The 16001-nt window shown below is 61.5% G+C and carries 11 protein-coding genes and 1 other annotated feature; of the genes, 6 read left to right on the top strand and 5 right to left on the bottom strand.

Translation table 11 applies throughout. From position 1 onward, the window contains the following. Window positions 1–103: 103 nt before the first annotated feature. Window positions 104–637 (top strand): REP-associated tyrosine transposase, encoded by a 534-nt coding sequence (locus ACZ5WQ_RS14535; RefSeq protein ID WP_269688296.1) that lies wholly within the window; start codon window positions 104–106, stop codon window positions 635–637. Between the two features lie 72 nt (window positions 638–709). Here the strand turns inward: ACZ5WQ_RS14535 and ACZ5WQ_RS14540 are convergent, their stop codons facing one another. Continuing rightward, a complete protein-coding gene (locus ACZ5WQ_RS14540; protein WP_147811326.1) occupies window positions 710–1723 on the bottom strand; it encodes an isopenicillin N synthase family dioxygenase in 1014 nt (337 codons plus the stop codon). A 559-nt stretch (window positions 1724–2282) separates the two neighbouring features. Between ACZ5WQ_RS14540 and ACZ5WQ_RS14545 the strand changes: the two genes are divergently transcribed. Further along, window positions 2283–3635, top strand: coding sequence for an amidohydrolase family protein (locus tag ACZ5WQ_RS14545; protein ID WP_464382547.1), 1353 nt, complete (start codon window positions 2283–2285; stop codon window positions 3633–3635). A gap of 286 nt (window positions 3636–3921) precedes the next feature. On the opposite strand, the gene ACZ5WQ_RS14550 is transcribed toward ACZ5WQ_RS14545, so the two are convergent. Next, complete coding sequence (locus ACZ5WQ_RS14550; protein ID WP_147811324.1) at window positions 3922–4992, bottom strand: BMP family ABC transporter substrate-binding protein; 1071 nt, start codon at window positions 4990–4992, stop codon at window positions 3922–3924. 240 nt (window positions 4993–5232) lie between these two features. Beyond that, a complete protein-coding gene (locus ACZ5WQ_RS14555; protein WP_147811323.1) occupies window positions 5233–6282 on the bottom strand; it encodes an MBL fold metallo-hydrolase in 1050 nt (349 codons plus the stop codon). A 223-nt stretch (window positions 6283–6505) separates the two neighbouring features. Here ACZ5WQ_RS14555 and ACZ5WQ_RS14560 point away from each other — a divergent pair, with 223 nt between their 5' ends. Both ACZ5WQ_RS14560 and ACZ5WQ_RS14565 read left to right on the top strand, forming a co-directional pair. Beyond that, complete coding sequence (locus ACZ5WQ_RS14560) at window positions 6506–7612, top strand: efflux RND transporter periplasmic adaptor subunit (RefSeq protein WP_269688293.1); 1107 nt, start codon at window positions 6506–6508, stop codon at window positions 7610–7612. Further along, the gene (locus tag ACZ5WQ_RS14565; protein ID WP_464382548.1) at window positions 7613–10681 is read left to right on the top strand and encodes an efflux RND transporter permease subunit; all 3069 of its coding nucleotides are present in this window, start codon (window positions 7613–7615) and stop codon (window positions 10679–10681) included. A gap of 12 nt (window positions 10682–10693) precedes the next feature. Here ACZ5WQ_RS14565 and ACZ5WQ_RS14570 read toward each other — a convergent pair whose 3' ends face one another. Beyond that, on the bottom strand, window positions 10694–12409 hold the full coding sequence (locus ACZ5WQ_RS14570) for a sulfatase-like hydrolase/transferase (protein ID WP_464382549.1): 1716 nt from the start codon (window positions 12407–12409) through the stop codon (window positions 10694–10696). A 136-nt stretch (window positions 12410–12545) separates the two neighbouring features. Between ACZ5WQ_RS14570 and ACZ5WQ_RS14575 the strand changes: the two genes are divergently transcribed. Next, complete coding sequence (locus ACZ5WQ_RS14575; RefSeq protein ID WP_464382550.1) at window positions 12546–13430, top strand: pirin family protein; 885 nt, start codon at window positions 12546–12548, stop codon at window positions 13428–13430. Window positions 13431–13956: 526 nt separating this feature from the next. Here ACZ5WQ_RS14575 and ACZ5WQ_RS14580 read toward each other — a convergent pair. Then, entirely contained in the window at window positions 13957–14610 is a 654-nt protein-coding gene (locus tag ACZ5WQ_RS14580; RefSeq protein ID WP_464382551.1) for a hypothetical protein, read from the bottom strand. A gap of 168 nt (window positions 14611–14778) precedes the next feature. Between ACZ5WQ_RS14580 and ACZ5WQ_RS14585 the strand changes: the two genes are divergently transcribed. Then, a protein-coding gene (locus tag ACZ5WQ_RS14585) for an IS3 family transposase (RefSeq protein WP_228246832.1) occupies window positions 14779–16001 on the top strand; the annotation gives its coding sequence in 2 pieces (ribosomal slippage) (window positions 14779–15064 and window positions 15064–16001; 1224 coding nt in all). Next, window positions 15057–15173: a sequence feature (AL1L pseudoknot), on the top strand. It overlaps the preceding gene by 117 nt.

Raw genomic sequence — 16001 nt, forward strand, 5'->3', positions numbered from 1 at the left:
TCCCACGCTCTGCGTGGGAATGCCTGCCTGGACGCTCCGCGTCCATCTCGCTGTCCGCCTAAACTGCATGGAAACCACTGACGCACGATCAAGGAAGACCGTCATGGGCCGCAGCCGCTACGTCATTACCGAGCCCGACAAGGCTCACTTCCTGACCTGCACGGTGACGGACTGGCTTCCTCTGTTCACCCGGCCAGCGCTGGTGGACATTCTGTTCGCCAGTTGGCGCTACCAGCAGGCAAACCAGGGCTTGAAGCTGTTTGGCTACGTCATCATGGAGAACCATCTGCACTATGTGGCACAGGCACCCGATCTGGCCAAGTGCGTCCAGACTTTCAAGTCCTACACCGCACGGCAGATACTCGACTACCTGACCCAGCGGGGGGCCGAGGCCACCTTGAGGCAGTTTCGCGTTGGCAAGCGAGCACACAAACGGGACAGAGACCACCAGATCTGGCAAGAAGGCAGTCACGCGGAGCTGGTATGTAGCGAGGCGGTGATGCTGCAAAAACTTGAGTACATTCACCTGAATCCGGTCAAGCGTGGCTACGTTGATGTGCCCGAGCACTGGCGCTATTCCAGTGCTCGAACCTACACAGGACAGGATGGACTGATCGAGATTGACCGTTGGCGGTGAGCGGACGCAGAGCGTCCGGACGGGTGTTCCCACGCAGAGCGTGGGAACGATCAGATATCGAGTCTTGCGGCGTTACTTCTTCGCTTCGGCAAAGTTCGCCTGAATGCGCTGCAGCAGGTAATCGGCTGCCGAGATCGGCGGGTATTTGCCGGCCGGGCTTTCGATCATCACGTTCTTGTTGGCCTGACAGAAGAACGCCATGCTGTAACGCGGGCCACGGTATTCGCCCGGCTTGGGCATGCGCACGCGGTGCAGGGTGGACTTGAGCTGGTCGTCGCTCCAGCGCATCAGCATGTCACCGATGTTGCAGGTGATGATGTCGTCACGCGGGATCACGCTGCTCCACTCGCGGTTGTCGCCGGCGCCTTCGGCGTCCTTGCCCGGGCTGACCTGCAGACCGCCCTGGCCTTCCTTCTGGAACACCATGGTCAGGCAGTCGAAGTCGGTGTGTGCTCCGGCGCGCCACAGGCTTTCGTCCAGATCGTCTTCCGGTAGCGGCAGATAGTGCAGCAGCCGCAGGGTGCTCTGGTAGTCCGGCAGGCTGCGGTCATGGGCCTTGGTGAAGAAGTCGCGGGCAAAACCCAGGCGCTCGGCGAAACAGGACAGCACGTCCATGCCCAGGCGCCAGGCGCGGTATTCGAAGTCCAGCATGATGCGGTGAAACTCCGGTACCACGATCTGGTTCGGCCACAGATCATCCATGTGCGGCAGGGTGATCTGGAAGGATTCCTTCTGGTCGGCGGTGCGGGTCGAGGGGCGTACCTGCGACATGAACTCCCAGCCGGCGTTCAGACCCTTCTTCAGCGGGAAGCGGGCTTTCTGATCGTTCGGCAGGGCGAAGAAGGCTTCGGACAGCGCAAAGGCGCTCTGCACCAGCTTGATATCCAGACCATGATTAACCAGCTGGAAGAAGCCGACTTCGGTGGCGGCGCTCCACAGTTGCTCGGTTATCTCGCTGCGGCGGTTCTCGAAGTCGGTCAGGTCGATCAGCGGAATCTCGCGGACGGTTTCCTTGCCCATGCCGCCGAAAGTGGTTTCCAGCTGCAGTTCTTTCAGGCCGTATTCAGGGGTTGTTGCGGTTGTCATGTTGAATCTCCGAGTAGTTCCATTGGGGCGAATGGTGCGGAGAATGACGCAGGCGGGGAGTCGGAAAGAGGCTGTGGTCAGTCAGTCCGGCGTCCACCGCGCGATGCGCATTGTCCGCTAACTGAGCAATGACCTGGGGTGTTTCCCCCTGACAGCTTCTACTCATGTTGCCGAGGATAATCCTGCGGCACGAATACTCAAGCAGATTTTGCGCCAAGATGGGCAAATCCGGGCAACGCCCCGGCTGCTGTGGCTCGGCGTACGCCGTTCCGCTTGCGGCTGCCGTGCAGGCTGCACCTTGATTGCGCAAAAGCTGACCATCTGCACCGGATTTGGTCGCGCTGCATGGGCTTCTGGCGCTGGATGCCTGATGGAATGGGAGCTGTAGCGCCGCAGGCAGGTTGGTCAAAAAATTGCACTCATCGCCTTGGCACCGCATGCTGCGGTGATATCAACACAACGCAACAGAGTAGAAGCGGTCAGGGGCGTGAGGCATTGATTCGTGCTTCCCCAGCTCCGGGACATTGCTCTTTGGCAGCAACAGAGGAGCAGTACCTGCATGGCGTACCTGATCAAGAATGCACAAGCCGTATTTTCCCCTACCGTCGCCGATGCGACCGATATCCGCATCAGCGACGGCAAGATTACCGAGCTGGGACGGGATCTTGCGCCGGCAGCGGGTGAAACCCTGATCGACGCGCGCGGTTGCGTGGTCTGGCCCGGTTTAGTCAACACTCACCATCACCTTGCCCAGTCGATCATGAAGGGCGTGCCCGGTGGCCTGAACCAGAACCTCAACGACTGGTTGGGTTCGGTACCCTACCGCTACTGGCCCAAGGTCACCCCGGAGTTGATGTACCACGCTGCGCGTCTGGGCTTGTATGAACTGCTGCGCTCTGGCGGCACCACCTGCGCCGATCACCACTACCTGTATCACGCGACCACCAGCCCCGAGCTGGAAGACGCCGTCTGGCGCGCCGCCGACGAGCTGGGCATGCGGCTGGTACTGTGCCGCGGCAGCGCCACCTCGGTTGGCAGCCACCACGGCATGATTGAACACGGCATCGCGCCGGAAACCATTGGCCAGATCATCGAGCGGCTGGATGCCAGTCGTACGCGCTATCATCAGGACGGTGGCGATGCCATGCGCAAGCTGGTGGTGGCACCGACCAGCCTGATTCACTCCAGCGATCCGGATGGCCTGCGCGAACAGGCCGCCTACGCCCGCGAGTTCAAGCTGGGCATGCACTCGCACCTGCTGGAAGTGGACTTTGACGAAGTCGCCTCGCTGCAGAAATACGGCAAGCGTGCCGTGGATTACGCCGGTGATTGCGGCTGGCTGGGCGACGATGTCTGGTTTGCCCATCTGGTGCACTGCGACGATTACATCATCGACCGCCTCGCCAGCACCGGCACCGGTATCGCCCACTGCCCGACCTCCAACTGCCGTCTCGGCAGCGGCATCGCCCCGGCGATCAAAATGGAACAGGCAGGCATGTCGATCACCCTCGGCGTCGACGGCTCGGCCTCGGCCGAATCCGGCTCCATGCTGCAGGAGCTGAACCTTGCCTGGCTGATCCACCGCGCCGTGCATGGCCCGGACGCCACCACGCTGGAACAGGTGCTGACCTGGGGCAGCCGCAACGGCGCCAGGCTGTTGGGTCTGGATGACGTCGGCGAGATCAAAGTCGGCATGGCTGCCGATCTGGTGCTGTTCGATATCAACCAGCCGCGCTTTGCCGGCGTCCACAGCCCGCTCACCGCGCCGCTGATGTGCGGCGAACCGGCCAGCGTCAAATACAGCTTTATCCAGGGCCGCCCGGCGGTCGATAACGGCAATATCTGCGGGCTGGATGAGGCCGAGCTGACCGCGCGGGTGCAGGAATCGGTGGCGCAGCTGATTCGTAGCTGACCGTCTGATCGGGCACGGCATGCCGTGCCCCTGCGAACGCGCGCCGTGCACCATTCCCTGCGTAGGGGCACAGCATGCTGTGCCCGAGCGGCTTGCGGGGTATCCCGTGGGTCCAGGTTGTCGCGTGCAATCTTGACCGCGGGCACGGCGTGCTGGGCCCCTACGGGTGTGCGTTGTGCTGATTCCCTGCGGATGCCATAAAAAACCCGAGCATTGCTCGGGTTTTTCGTTGCCTGCGGTTCACCGTCGACGTGTGATGGGCACGCTGCCGGTGTAGTGCATGTGCTTACTTCGGAATGGAGGCGGTCATGCCTTCGACGTACCAGTCCATGCCGGCCAGTTCTTCGTGGGTCATTTCCACGCCGTCGGCCACGCGCAGGGTGCCGCTCTGGTCGTTGATCGGGCCGGTGAAGGGGTGGAATTCGCCGCTGCGGATCGACTCGATAACGCTGTCGACCTTGGCGCGTTGCTCTTCGGTCAGCTTGTCGCTGATGGACTCGATCTTGATCACGCCATCGTGGATGCCGCCCCAGTAGTCAGACGATTCCCAGGTGCCGTCCATAACGTCCTGAACGCTCTTGATGTAGTACGGACCCCAGTCGTTGACCACGGACAGCAGGTGCGCTTCAGGTGCGAAGTGGCTCATGTCGGAAGCCTGACCAACGCCCCATACGCCACGCTTCTGGGCTGCCAGCAGCGGTGCCGGGCTGTCGGTGTGCTGAACGATAACGTCGGCGCCCTGGTCCATCAGGGTGTTGGCAGCGTCAGCTTCCTTGGCCGGATCGAACCAGGTGTTGACCCACACGACTTTCAGCTCAACATCCGGGTTGACCGCCTTGGCGCCCATGTAGGTGGCGTTGATGTCGCGGATAACTTCCGGAATCGGGAAGGAAGCAATGTAGCCGAGCACGTTGCTCTTGGTGACCATGCCGGCAGCGGTGCCGGTGACATAACGGCCTTCGTAGGTTACGGACAGGTAGGTGCTCAGGTTGTCAGCGCGCTTGTAGCCGGTCGCGTGCAGGAAGGTCTTTTCCGGGTAGTCGGCGGCGACGCGGGCAGTCGGATTCATGAAACCGAACGAGGTGGTGAAGATCACGTCGTTGCCGGCCTGGGCCAGACGACGGATGGTGCGCTCGGCGTCGGCGCCTTCGTTGACGTTTTCAACGTAGGTGGTTTGCACCTTGTCACCGAAATGGGCTTCCAGCTCCTTGCGGCCCTGGTCGTGCTGGTAGCTCCAGCCGTGGTCACCGATGGGACCAACATAAACAAAACCGACTTTCAGCGGGTCATCTGCTGCCATGACCTGCAGCGGCATGACGAGTGCTGCTGCCAGAGCGAGTGTGCGTTTGAAACTCATGAATGCTTCTCCTGGGATCTAGTTGTTGGCGACCGTTCCGCGTCCGTTGGAGCGGGGCCGATCTTTCCCTGCAGCAAAAAACTGGCCATTTGTTCAGGAAATGACGAAAAATTTTAGCCGTCCGCCGGGCTCGCCGCCAGTACGACGTTCTTCGCGCGCAGGCATGGCAGGAAATGGCAGCACGCCAACCCGGATAATGCACCAATCTGAAGCATTATCCGGGCTGGCGCACCGAGTCGGTCAGCCCTGCGGCAGGGCCAGCCAGCCGCCGCGCAGGCTGGCAACCTGCGGTCTGCCCTTCTCGCGCAGGATGTTGGTGGCCAGCGCAGAGCGTCTGCCCGAGCGGCAAAGGGCGACCACCGGCAACACATCCGGTATGTCGGCAATGCGCTCGTGCAGGCTGCCGACCGGAATCTGCAGGGTGTCGCCAAGGTAGGCCGGCAGAGGCTCCTGCTCCCACTCGGCGGGCTCGCGCACGTCGAGCAGGGTCACGCCATTGCGGTGTGCCATCAGCCACTCCAGCCCCACCTCCGGCACGCCGGCGTAGGTGATGCGCAGGTCGTCGCACCAGTCCTGCTGCAGCGGCAGCTGGTCTTCCGGCGGCTTGCCGCTGCGCAGGTTGGCCGGGACTGCCTCGTCGATGCGTTTGGGGTGGGGCAGGCGCAGGGCGTCCATGTAACCGACAAAGTCGCTTTCGTTGGCCTGGCCGCCGACCCGGGCGTTGAAGGCGCGCTCTTCACCGATGCTGCTCTGGGTCCGGCCGTTGTAATCGTGGGCCGGATACACCTGACAGCTGTCGGGCAGGCTGAACAGCTGCTCGGTGATCGAGTGGTAGAGGGTGTGCGGGTTGCCCTGCTGGAAATCACTGCGTCCGCAGCCACGAATCAGCAGTGCATCGCCGGTAAACACCATCGACTGATCGGCGAGCACGTAGCTCATGCAACCGTCGGTGTGGCCGGGGGTGGCACGGGCTTCCAGCTCGACGCCGTTAACGCCGAAGCGCTGGCCGTGGTGCAGCGGCAGGTCGACATACTCGGCGTTGATGACCGCGGCTGATGCAATCTGGCAGCCGGTTTTCTGCTTCAGCAGCCAGGCGGCGGTGACGTGGTCGGCGTGAGCGTGGGTGTCGACCACCAGCTTCAGGGTCAGGCCCAGCTCCTGCAGCAGTGACAGGTCGCGGGTGGTCTGCTCGAACACCGGATCAATCAGCAGGGCTTCGCCGCTGGCCGGGTCGCCCAGCAGGTAGGTGTAGGTAGAGGAAGCAGCGTCGAACAGTTGGCGAAACAGCATGGTCACCTCACGGCAGTACGATTAAGGTCAAAACAATATATAAAAAAATAGATTGAAGGTTGCCAGAGTGCAAGCCCGAATGTTGCGGCACTGGGTCGCATGGCAGAAAAAGCCGACAAAATGGCCGGGAATGGTCAGGATTAACCGCCATGTAGCGTTCTGTAGCCCTATAATGCCGTCAGCTATTTTTCCTTCTTTTTGCCATCTACGTCACAGGTTACCTATGGATTGCGTCGCACGCTGGATTGCCACAGGTCTTTCGGCCATTGTCGTTGCCGCCTCGCTCGCAGGCTGTTCCGAACCGCCCGCCCCGCAGGCGGACAAGCCCCGCCCGGTCAAGCTGTTTACCGTCACCGAGCCGGGCGCGGAGCGCATTCGCGAGTTCCCGGGCCGGCTGAAGGCCCCGGAAGAGGCGCAGTTGTCTTTCAGGCTGGGCGGCGAGTTGCAGAGTCTGGAGGTTCATGAGGGCCAAAAGGTGCAGCGCGGTGATCTGATCGCCCGGCTGGACGATACCGATTACCGGCTCAAGCTCAGTGATCGCCAGGCCAGCTATGACCTGACCCGCAGCCAGCTGACGCGGATGGAGCAGCTGGTTGAGCGGCAGATGGTGTCGCAGGCCGAATACGACCAGCGCAAGGCGCAGTTCAACTCGGCCGAGGCGGCGCTCAATCTGGCGCGTCAGGAACTGGCCTACACGCGCATTACCGCCCCGTTTGACGGCGTGGTGGCCCGCACCCACGTTGAGCAGTTCCAGGTGGTGCAGCCGAACCAGCCGATTGCGACCCTCTACAGTGGCGACAGTATGGACGTGGTGTTCCAGTTGCCGGAAAACCTCTTGAGCAACCTGCGCCGCGACCTGCAGCCGGCCGAGCTGCGCTCCAAGGTGCGGCTGGACAACTACCCCGAGGCGCTGATTGACGCCGACTACAAGGAGTACGCCAGCCAGCCGGACCCCTCGACCCTGGCCTATGACGTTACCCTGAGCATGCCGATCCCCGATGGTCTGGTGTTGCTGCCGGGCATGAGCGCCACCGTGATCGTCAACTTTGCCGAGATCAGCCGCCAGGCCGAGATTCCGGTTGTGGTGCCGGTAGAGGCGGTATTCAGCCCGGACAGCGAAGACAGCGAGCATCGCCAGGTCTGGGTGGTCGCCGAGCAGGACGGCGCGCTGCAGGTTGTTGCCCGGGCCGTGACCGTCGGGCAGCTGACCCGCGACGGTATCGAGGTGCTGACCGGTCTGCAGACCGGCGAGCGAATCGTCGCCGCCGGCGGCGCCGAGCTGAGTGACGGTCAGGTGGTGCGCCCCTGGGTTCGTGAGCGGGGGCTGTAAATGAACATAGCCGCATACTTTATCCAGCGCCGGGTCACCAGCTGGCTGGTGGCGCTGCTGCTCGGTATCGGCGGGATCATCGCCTTCCTGGATCTGGGGCGGCTGGAAGACCCGGCCTTTACCCTGAAGATGGCGATGGTCATTACTCCCTACCCCGGCGCCTCCCCGCAGCAGGTTGAGGAGGAGCTGACCTACCCGCTGGAAAACGCCATTCAGCAGCTGCCGTATATCGACACCATTACCTCCACCAGCAGCGCCGGGCTGTCGCAGATTATTGTCGAGGTGCAGAAACAATACGGCCCGGACCAGCTGCCGCAAATCTGGGACGAGATGCGCCGGCGCATCAACGACCTGCGCCCGAATCTGCCGCCGGGCGTCAGCGAGCCGCAGATTCAGGATGACTTCAGCGACGTCTACGGCTCCTTCATGATGATCAGCGGGGACGGCTACGACTACCGCGAGCTGCGCGACTACGCCGATTACCTGCGCCGCGAGCTGGTGCTGGTCAACGGCGTCGGCAAGGTCTCTCTGGCCGGCGTGCCCCAGGAGCAGGTGCACCTGGAAATCTCGCGTGCGCGGATGACCGCGCTGGGCATCGCCCCGCAGCGACTCTACGACCTGCTCAGCCGGCAGAACGTGGTCTCGGATGCCGGCCGCATGCTGGTCGGCAGCGAGTCGATCCGCCTGCATCCGACCGGTGAGTTTCAGGATGTCGAGGAACTGGAGCGGCTGATCATCAGCCAGCCCGGCAGCTCCAAACGTGTGTATCTGGGCGATGTGGCGCGGGTCAGCCGCGGCTTTGCCGAAACCCCGACCAGCCTCTACCGAGCCCAGGGTCGGGCCGCGCTGGGGCTGGGCGTATCCTACGCCGCCCACGTCAACGTGGTCGATGTGGGCAACGCGGTAGCCGCACGTCTGGCCGAGCTGGACGCAGAGCGCCCGGCCGGCATGCACGTCGACGTGTTCTACAACCAGGCGGACGAGGTGGAGCAGTCGGTCGGCGGCTTTGTCTGGAACTTCCTGGCCTCGGTGGCCATCGTCGTGGTGGTGCTGCTGGTCTTCATGGGCCTGCGCAGCGGCCTGCTGATCGGCCTGGTGCTGGCGCTGACGGTGCTCGGCACCTTTATCTTCATGCAGATGCTGGGGATCGAGCTGCAGCGCATCTCGCTCGGCGCTCTGGTGATCGCGCTGGGGATGCTGGTGGACAACGCCATCGTCATTGTCGAAGGCATTCTGGTCGGCCGACAGCGCGGCCAGACCACCCTGCAGGCCGCCGGCGACATCGTGCGTCAGACCAACCTGCCGCTGCTCGGCGCCACCGCCATCGCCATCATCGCCTTTGCCCCCATCGGGCTGTCGGACGACTCCACCGGCGAGTACTGCCTGTCGCTGTTCCAGGTGCTGCTGATCTCGCTGACCCTGAGCTGGGTGACCGCCATCACCCTGACACCCTTCTTCGCCAGCCTGTTCTTCCGCGATCAGACCGCGCAGAGCGAACAGAGCGAGCCGCAGGACCCTTACCGCGGCATCGTCTTCGTGCTGTACCGCAAACTGCTCGCCGCCGCCCTGCACCACCGGGTGCTGACGCTGATCATGCTCGCCGCCTTGCTGGTGGTCGCGGTCGGCGGGTTCAGTCAGGTGCGCAAAAGCTTCTTTCCGCCGTCCAATACGCCGATGTTCTTTGTCGATGTCTGGCTGCCCAAGGGCAGCGACATTCGCTACACCGAGCAGGTGGTGGCCGAGATTGATCGTCATGTGCTGGCGCAGGACGGCGTGACCGAGGTGACGTCGACCATCGGTCAGGGCGCGCTGCGGTTTATCCTCACCTACTTCCCCCAGCGCATTCACGCCAACTATGCCCAGCTGCTGGTCCGTACCGAGCAGCGCGACCAGATCGCCCCGCTGATTGCCCAGCTTGACGAGTACTTCAAGCAGCAGCACCCGACCGCCAAGGTCAAGCTCAAGCAACTGATGCTCGGCCCCGGCAGCGATAGCAAGATCGAAGCCCGCTTCACCGGGCCCGATCCGCAGGTGCTGCGCGCGCTCGGTGCGCAGGCGATCGACATCATCAAGGCCGACCCGGTCGCCGATGCCGTGATGCACGACTGGCGCGAGCGCACCAAGCTGGTCCGGCCGCAGTTTGCCGAGGCGCAGGCGCGTGAACTGGGGGTCGACAAGCGTGATCTGGATACCCTGCTGAGAATGAACTTCAGCGGCGTCAACGTCGGGCTTTACCGTGACGGCACCCGCATGCTGCCCATCGTCGCCCGTACCCCGGCAGACGAGCGCCTGGATGCCAGCACCCTCAACGACCTGCTGGTCTGGAGCTCGGCGCGCAGCACCTATATTCCGATCACCCAGGTGGTCAGCGGCTTTGTCACCGACTGGGAGGACCCGCTGATCCTGCGCGAGGACCGCAAGCGCACCCTGACCGTGCAGGCCGACCCCAGCATCATCAGCGGCCAGACCGCCGCCGAACTGTTCGCCCGCATCCGTCCGCAGGTCGAGGCGATCGAGCTGCCGCGGGGCTACAGTCTGGAGTGGGGTGGGGAATACGAAAGCTCGCGAGATGCCCAGAAAGCGGTGTTCGGCAGCCTGCCGCTTGGCTATCTGGCGATGTTCCTGATCACCATCCTGCTGTTCGACTCGCTCAAGCGCGCCGCCATCATCTGGCTGACCGTACCGCTGGCGGTGATCGGTGTGACCCTCGGCTTTTTGCTTACCGGTATCCCGTTCGGCTTTATGGCGCTGCTGGGCTTCCTCAGTCTGAGCGGCATGCTGGTCAAGAACGGCATCGTGCTGGTTGATGAAATCCGCCTGCAGATCGACTCCGGCAAGGAGGCCTACAGCGCCCTGGTGGACTCGGCCATCAGCCGGGTACGCCCGGTCTCCATGGCCGCGCTGACCACCATCCTCGGCATGGCGCCGCTGCTCACCGACGCCTTCTTCCAGAGCATGGCGGTGGTGATCATGTTCGGCCTGGGCTTTGCCACCATCCTCACCCTGGTGGTGCTGCCGGTGATCTACAGCCTGTTCTACCAGATCCCGGTCGAAGGGCGGCGGGTCTGACCCCGTACCCGATCAGCCAGGATCCGCTGGCTTATCGGGTGCGGGCAGCGTGCGCTGGGCCGGGCCCTGCAGCCACTTGCTGAGCAGCATGGGTTCGCTGAACTGCAGACCCTCACCGGACTCTTTCACCTGCATGATGCTGTTATCGCCGAGCAGCAGCTTGCCCTTGACGAAGTGCACGCTCGGGTCGGCATTGGGATTGACCACCCGCGCGCCCAGGCGCTGGGCCAGCCAGAGACCGGCTTCGTAGTGACTGACCCAGCGCTGGCCGGCCAGATCGTCCAGCGCCTCCTGCGGTGCATCCCGTGCCAGCACCATCACCGGTACGTCTACCACCGGCGGCAACAGCCGGTTATGGCCCCAGACCTCGTTCTCGCCGAGCAATTGCCCGTGGTCGCCGGTAATCAGCAGATAGCGCTCGCCTTCCAGCTGATCGAACTGGGCGACAATATCGGCGACCACATCGTCGAAGTAGCGCACCGCATTGTCATAGGCATTACCCTCGCGCACGTCACGGCTGAGCGGACCGTCTGTGGGCCAGCGGGCAATCGGCTCGTCGTGGTTCTCGTAGTTGTGATCGTACGGGCTGTGCGCAGTGCGCAGATTGATCATCACCAGGTTGCGCTCGCCCCACTGCTTGCGTGGCAGCAGGTCGCTCAGGGCGTGGTCCTGCCGTTGGGAGAACAGCAGCGGAAAGTCCTCGCGGGTAATCGACACGTCGATAAACCGCTTGCCGGCGAAGGTCAGCAGCTTGGACTCCTGGGATGACAGCCAGAAGGTATTGAAGCCCTGTTCGCGGCCCAGCCGGAACAGGTTGTGCGGCTGCTCGCGCAACAGGTGATTCTGGCCCGGCTCGCGGATCAGGTTCAGAAATACCGGCAGGCTGACCGCCGTGGAGACGCCCGCGGCAATGCCTTGGCGTACCAGCAGCTCGCCGTCGTCCCTGAGCCGGGACAGGAATGGCGTGGTATCGCGCTGGTAGCCCATGACGCCCAGCCGGTCGCTGCGCAGCGAGTCGGCCATCACGATCCAGACGTGTTTTGCCGTGGGCGCGGCAAAGCTCACCTGGTAGGGCTGGAACGGGCTCTGCGGCAGTGCCTGCTGCTCACGGCCAGCCAGGTTCACTGCGTAGAAGGCAAAGCTGTTCAGGCTGTTGTGCAGCGACGAGCGGGTCGGCCCCGGCATGAAGTGGGTCATGTCGCGGTAGGTTGCCCGGTAGGGTTTGGCTGCCAGCACGATCAGCACCAGAATCCAGCCCACCCAGCGCGCACGCGGAGAGATCCGTGGCGTCAGGCTCATGTGCAGCACAAACAGCGCGCCGTAGGGCAGCAGCACACTGGGCAGCACATGCCAGTGATTGCCGAGCTGGGCGACGGCGGTTTGCTGCACATCGGCGAACTCCCCGAACAGCCCGCTCAGGTCGGAGGGCAGCAACGGCATGCCGGTGTAGGCCATGTTGCCCAACTGGATCAGTTGCATGCCTGCCAGCAGCGTCAGCACCAGTGCAGTCAGCCAGCGGTTGGCAGCCAGCCACAGGCCGAGGCTGAACAGCCACAGCACCAGCACATAGCGCAGTTCCAGCTCGGCGTGATTGATGCTGGTAAACCACTGCTGGATAACGTCGTCAGCGAGCAGCAACAGGCAGCTCAGGGTGGCAAGTAGCGGGAGGTAGCGGGCCGGCAGATAGCGCCGGGTCAGATGGCGGGATGGCAGACTCTGTTCCTGCATGGCATTGCCTCGGGCCGCGGGTGGCCGCATGATCATTGTTGGCGTTGAAACACCGACCGTGGAGGCGTGCCCGAGTTTCCGCGCCGTGTGTATCGAGTTATGTCGCCCGGCGACCCAGCAACGGAGGAACCGTCCCATGCCGACACCTGCACCACAGCGAATCGTGGCCCGCACTGCCGAAATCGGCGGCACCCTGCCAGTCAACCGGGTGCTGCCCACCCGCCAGCGCCGCCAGATCGGCGCCTGGTGCTTCCTTGATCACGCCGGCCCCGCCCGCTTTGAATCCGGAGAAGGCATGCACGTGGGCGCCCACCCGCACACCTGCCTGCAGACCTTCACCTGGATGATCGAAGGCGACGTGCTGCACCGCGACAGCCTCGGGAATGAACAACTGATTAGCCCCGGCGAGGTGAATCTGATGACCGCCGGCCGCGGCATCAGCCACACCGAAGACTCCACCGCCGCCACCGACCGCCTGCACGCCGCCCAACTGTGGATCGCCCTGCCACCGCACATGGCCGATGCAGAGCCCGCCTTCACCCACTACCCCGACCTGCCGACATGGCAGCAGAGCGGTATCGGCTTCACTTTGCTGGTCGGCGACTTCGCCGGCCACACCTCCCCGGTCGAGGTCTACAGCCCGCTGCTCGGGCTGGACATCCACAGCCCCAACGGCGGCAGCTGCGAACTGACCCTCAACCCCGCCTTTGAACACGGCCTGCTGGTGATGGAAGGCGAGCTGGAACTGGACGGCGAACGCTTCGCCGAAAACGAACTCGCCGCCCTAGACCCCGGCACCAGCACCCTGCACCTGACCCTAACCCCCGGCAGCCGCCTCATCTTCATCGGCGGAGAACCGGCCGAGAAGGTGCTGATGTTCTGGAATTTTGTCGGCTACAGCCGGGAATACATCATCGAGGCAACGCGGGAGTGGCAGGCGGAATCTGCGCGCTTCGGCAAGGTGGCGGGGTTTGATGGGAAGCGGTTGGCGGCGCCGGCGTTGCCGTGGCGGAGTGGGTGATCGACTGACCGAGTGCGTACGTCGCCCCGAGTAATCACCCCCACGCGGGGTATCCGCAATCACCTGCGTAGGGGCACGGCATGCCGTGCCCGTGCTGGCGTGCACGCTCGTTGCCTTTGTGCTGTGTTCCGCCCCGCCTTTCGCCTTCACGGCGAGCAGGGGGAAATGCATGGCCATTTCCCCCTGCACCCCCTAGGCCACCCCGACTACGCGGCCCTTCGGGTTCGCTGCGTTGCTCGATTTATCGGGGAGCCACAAAACTCGGCTCTTCGAGCCTCAGACATCCTGTGGCTCTTTTTCCCGATAAATCTGCGCTACTCGCCCGCGTAAACGGGGACCCTTGGGCCCGTGCACTGGATCGCGTTCTTACTGATGGCCGAAGGCTCGAGTTTTATACGGTCATGGACTAGGCACGATATGACTTAGAAAATGCAGTTTGGAAACCGCGTAACGCCACGCTCTGCGGCAAATTTTGAGTGCAGCGTAAAATTTTTCCGATAGCAGCGTTTTTTTAGCAATAGCCAATTTAAAAAGACACGTCATCAATGACAGCTTCTAATTTATCAAAATAAATCCTTAGCTGATTGAAATCCGTGTCATTAATATCCTTGGCGTGAGCATCAGGCCTGCCTACCTTATTTATCTCTTCTAGCATAACTTCAAATTTTGCTTTGCTCATATCAAAAATATTTTCGAATACAGGCCAGTCTCTTTTTACAATATTTATAAGCTCAAGAAAGAATAGCGGTGAAGAGTCCTTGCTGAGAAGGTTATCAAGATCATGTCCCGACAAACCTTCTCTTCTAGTTGAAGATATTGCAGATGTAACAGATTCATAGGCTTTTCTTTTGCCTTTTGAGATTATTAATGTATTTCTAATGACGCTTCTTAGCTTTTTCTCAAAGCTATTTCTTCGCGCGGATATTTCTTGGACTTTTTCTTCTGATGTCATAGTTAAGTTTTGTTTTTTATGTTTATTTCTCAGCAACTCAGACAAGTTGTCTATATTGAAATAGTAGCCTGAGACGCCTTTTTTAACCACGCCATATCCAATTAAATGACGCACCAATGCAGGGTCTGATTCGGCTAAAGAACTAAAGCTTTCAAGGTCATTATTTGCCAAGAATTTAATCATTTCATATTCATCAGGATACCAGTCGACTAGAACCTTCAGCATCATATCTAAATAGCCATGAGAATCTAAAGAGAACTTTTCTTTCGCTTTCCTGTATAGGGTTATATCGACGTCCGTCGGTCGATTGCTACTGGCTAGCTTATGAATATGACTACAAACCTGTCTGAATCACACCGGGTTTCGTGGAGGCCTCAACTCTTGAGAGAATGAGGCATGAAGAAATCCAATAGCTACTCCCCTGAAGTCCGTGAACGTGCTGTGCGCATGGTTCTGGAGAACTTGAAGGACTACCCATCCGAGTGGGCAGCCATCGAATCCATTGCACCCAAGATTGGTTGTGTTCCGCAGACACTGCATGGCTGGGTGCGCAAACACCAGACCGACAACGGCCAGCGACCCGGTCAGACGACTGAGGAACGGGATCGTATCAAGGCCTTGGAGCGCGAGAACCGTGAGCTGCGTAAAGCGAACGAGATCCTCCGCCTGGCCAGTGCTTATTTTGCCCAGGCGGAGCTCGACCGCCGCAACAAACCCTGAACGCCTTCGTTGACGAGTACCGTGACCGTTACGGGGTCGAGTCGATCTGCCGCGTGGTGCAGATCGCTCCGTCCGGTTACTACCTGCATGCAGCACGTGCTCGACAGCCTGAGCGGCGAAGCACTCGCGCCCAACAGGATGATCTGCTGTGTGAGGACATCAAGCGTGTATGGGAGGACAACATGCAGTGCTACGGCGTCGTGAAAGTCTGGAAGCAACTCAGGCGCGACAAGGTGCACGTTGCCCGTTGTACCGTTGCGCGGCTGATGCGCCGCTTGGGATTGCAGGGCGTCCGGCGCGGCCAGGTAGTTCGTACCACGGTGCCTGATGGCAAAGCCGTCTGTCCGCTCGACAAGGTTCAGCGCCAGTTCAATGCTGACCGTCCCAATCAGCTTTGGGTTTCAGACTTTACATACGTATCAACGTGGCAGGGCTGGCTCTATGTAGCTTTTGTTATCGATGTTTTCGCACGACGCATCGTCGGCTGGCGTGTGAGCAACAGCATGAAAACGGAATTCGTGCTCGATGCCCTGGAGCAAGCACTCTACGCCCGGCAGCCAAGCCACACGGACAGTCTGATCCACCATAGCGATAGGGGTAGTCAGTACGTCTCTATTCGTTATACGGAGCGTCTCGCTGAGGCTGGAATAGAGCCCTCTGTTGGTAGCAAAGGAGACAGCTACGACAACGCCTTGGCGGAAACCATCAATGGCTTGTACAAAGCGGAATTGATTTACCGGCAGTCCTGGCGGAGCCGCGAAGCCGTCGAAATCGCCACCTTGAAGTGGGTTCACTGGTACAACCACCAACGGCTACTGAGCTCGATTGGATATATACCGCCGGCAGAAGCTGAGGCAAACTTCTACCAGCAACACACCGGTCAGGCCATGGCCGCCTGA

The sequence above is a fragment of the Halopseudomonas sp. T1L2 genome, from assembly GCF_055397385.1.

Excerpts from the sequence above, each read along its gene's own strand:
- ACZ5WQ_RS14535 (WP_269688296.1), top strand. The coding sequence starts at position 104 with ATGGGCCGCAGCCGCTACGTCATTACCGAGCCCGACAAGGCTCACTTC.
- ACZ5WQ_RS14540 (WP_147811326.1), bottom strand. The coding sequence starts at position 1,723 with ATGACAACCGCAACAACCCCTGAATACGGCCTGAAAGAACTGCAGCTG.
- ACZ5WQ_RS14545 (WP_464382547.1), top strand. The coding sequence starts at position 2,283 with ATGGCGTACCTGATCAAGAATGCACAAGCCGTATTTTCCCCTACCGTC.
- ACZ5WQ_RS14550 (WP_147811324.1), bottom strand. The coding sequence starts at position 4,992 with ATGAGTTTCAAACGCACACTCGCTCTGGCAGCAGCACTCGTCATGCCG.
- ACZ5WQ_RS14555 (WP_147811323.1), bottom strand. The coding sequence starts at position 6,282 with ATGCTGTTTCGCCAACTGTTCGACGCTGCTTCCTCTACCTACACCTAC.
- ACZ5WQ_RS14560 (WP_269688293.1), top strand. The coding sequence starts at position 6,506 with ATGGATTGCGTCGCACGCTGGATTGCCACAGGTCTTTCGGCCATTGTC.
- ACZ5WQ_RS14565 (WP_464382548.1), top strand. The coding sequence starts at position 7,613 with ATGAACATAGCCGCATACTTTATCCAGCGCCGGGTCACCAGCTGGCTG.
- ACZ5WQ_RS14570 (WP_464382549.1), bottom strand. The coding sequence starts at position 12,409 with ATGCAGGAACAGAGTCTGCCATCCCGCCATCTGACCCGGCGCTATCTG.
- ACZ5WQ_RS14575 (WP_464382550.1), top strand. The coding sequence starts at position 12,546 with ATGCCGACACCTGCACCACAGCGAATCGTGGCCCGCACTGCCGAAATC.
- ACZ5WQ_RS14580 (WP_464382551.1), bottom strand. The coding sequence starts at position 14,610 with ATGATGCTGAAGGTTCTAGTCGACTGGTATCCTGATGAATATGAAATG.